The following is a 2614-nucleotide window of genomic DNA, read 5'->3' on the forward strand; positions in this document are numbered from 1 at the left end:
GTGATATAGAGATAATTAGATAGTTAACACGTGATATAGGTATAATTAGAGCTTCAGTACATGAGAATATCTGAGAGTTAAAATCCTCAAAATACCTATATGCCTGGTTATTACCCTTTTGATGATCCAATAAATATACAATCAGATTTAAAACTATGTATTCTGTACAGGCAACTGATGAAAAATACTTTTTGAGAGGAGAAGGATAATAAATAGATCTCGTCAAACTCCAGGCAGGCTAAGCCCAAAAGATCTGCATAACATGATTAGAAGAAACAGTGTTTAAATTAAATTGCTGTGCGGATACTTTCACTTTGTTCATACATTAGTTCTACTCATACCTTAATTTCAGACTTTTCCTCAACCACTGTTTTTGTTTTACTACCCGATATTTCTGCCCTTACTTTTCTATAGACGGTGTATTTACCGTTGCCTTCATAAGAAACAACATATTTATACTGACCCCCATTAAAAAACTTAAAGCCTTTTCTATAAAACGCAGGGTATTTTACAACACGCAGTGGATCAAGCGAATAACGCTGGTAGATGTTGCTGTCCACGAGAGTTTTAACCAAATCAGGTATCACATTCACCTGTTGATACTTCCCCTGAATATTACGTTCAATGATTGCGTTATAAGCAAGTGAAGCCTGTACCGCAACCGTTACAAACAAAAACTTCAGCAAAAAAACCCCCACAATGAATCCAACAATCCATGCAATCATGAGTAAAAGCATAGCATTACCCCCCAGACTTAATTTTGTTATGTAATCGGCTACCCACTTCCGATTACAGGAATTATTTAAATATTTGACACTCCCCTCAATTATGAGCATTGCCGGTAAATGATCCTTTAAATGGATAATCTTCATAGATTATAACTTTTTCTAAATATTGTCAGGTATTGCATTTAATATGAGAGTTGTATATATATAATAAAAAACCTTATGATTAAAACATAAGAATATAATTAATAAAAGTTGACCAGACTCTTACACAGAAGATTGCTATTGACAAAAAGATAACACGAATACTTACTCTTTCACCTGAAGCGATAATTCACAAGTCTGTGTTACTTATATCGTCTTGCAAGATCAGTTTTGGTTCACCTTAAAAAAAGATATAACTTAGTAAAAAGTATGAGAAACCTAAAAGAATAATCAAAGAATAAATTTTAGAATTTATGAACATCTTCAGTGAGTACTTTCGGTTAGCATTAAAACGAACATTCAATAGCAAAAAACCTAGCCAATCATTATAACTTGTCATTAGAAGTGACTTTAACCTATGTGTTTATCATCAACAGCTAATGAAAATGGGAAGATAGAAACAGGCAGTATAAATATTAAAAGAAAGGTACAAAATAAGTAAATTGAATTTCGCACACGGCAGTTTTATCAATTACCAATTTCCAGTGTAAGTTTCCTTCAAGTAAAATTAGCAGGCCTGCAGTTTAATTTGTGAACACTCTTATACCTGGCTATTTAGATCCTCTGAACTCTGCCTGAGGCTGTTTACAAGTTTTCGGATAGCTTCAGCAACCTGGTACTCCGATGCTCCCCAGTGAACTACAGCTCCATCAAAACCCGAAATCTTTACAAGCCCTGAATTTTCAGACCTGCAGCAGCGAGTAATAAAGGATTTTGAGGGTACAACTATTTCGGACTTGAAAGGACAGATGTTTATAAAAGAATACTCTAGTTCAGGAAAACGCATCTCAAAAAGATTCTTCGAAATCTCGCATCCTACAAGTAAATGTCCATTTTCTGTGAGCACATCCGAATCCAGGCACTTGCCTTCGAGGCCAGACGAGCTGCATGGAAAAACCGTATTTTTTCCTTCAAAACGCCTGAGGTCAATTACCTTTTCAGTAAACCTGACCTGGAGGTCCCCGAAAATTCCACTGGCGTCAAGCCTTTTCACAACAAGAGAAAGCCAGGACGGATAAGGAGGAGCAACGTCAAGTATTTCTAGCTCAAGAATACTTGAAAGGTCAGGGGCATGAACAAAAGTAACATGCCTATCCATACCTGTAAAAATTACTGTGTTCACTTTGCCGGTACAGAGCTTTTCTGCAGTCTCGATCAGGAGTGTGCGGTCTTTTATGTTTAATTCCCTGTCATACTTTACCACCTCTTCTCCTGAGGCTATTGTTTCGAGAGCTTCAACTTTCCTGAGCAATCCCTCTCCGCTTTTTTTTACGTGATAAACTGCATATTCGTAGTCGCCTGTCTGAGGATTTCCCTTTTCTGTAATCAGATAGTCAGTCAGAAAATAGATAGGCTCCTCAGTGCCCGGGCAGAAGGATTTTGTTACGCCCACATACTTATACTCATCAGGAAAAATCATAGATATCGGTTGTTTTGGATGATTTTTTTGGGTTATCGATTCTATAGTCACGAGGCTAAATAATGCAACTACTCAACTGAGATGCAATGAAATTTTTATTGCAACAATTACAGGCGTGACTATAGGTTACTGTTCTGGGTTACTGTACTGGGTTACTGTTCTGGGTTACTGTTCTGGGTTACTGTTCTGGGTTACTGTTATAGGTTACTGTTATGGATTAATTTTTTTTTTGTAATTTTATTATTTTATTATTTTATAGTATTTT

2 protein-coding genes are annotated in these 2614 nt (G+C 36.2%); both read right to left on the minus strand.

Annotated features, from left to right (window positions below; genetic code table 11):
- Positions 1-335 precede the first annotated feature (335 nt).
- The gene (locus A9239_RS17830; protein ID WP_141706512.1) at positions 336-737 is read right to left on the minus strand and encodes a hypothetical protein; all 402 of its coding nucleotides are present in this window, start codon (positions 735-737) and stop codon (positions 336-338) included.
- Positions 738-1470: 733 nt separating this feature from the next.
- The gene (locus A9239_RS17835) at positions 1471-2349 is read right to left on the minus strand and encodes a hypothetical protein (protein ID WP_048121329.1); all 879 of its coding nucleotides are present in this window, start codon (positions 2347-2349) and stop codon (positions 1471-1473) included.
- Positions 2350-2614 lie beyond the last annotated feature (265 nt).

The organism is Methanosarcina sp. A14 (assembly GCF_001729375.1).
Classification (GTDB): domain Archaea; phylum Halobacteriota; class Methanosarcinia; order Methanosarcinales; family Methanosarcinaceae; genus Methanosarcina; species Methanosarcina barkeri.

Coding starts and splice junctions, on each gene's coding strand:
- A9239_RS17830 (WP_141706512.1), bottom strand. CDS start 737: ATGCTTTTACTCATGATTGCATGGATTGTTGGATTCATTGTGGGGGTT.
- A9239_RS17835 (WP_048121329.1), bottom strand. CDS start 2,349: ATGATTTTTCCTGATGAGTATAAGTATGTGGGCGTAACAAAATCCTTC.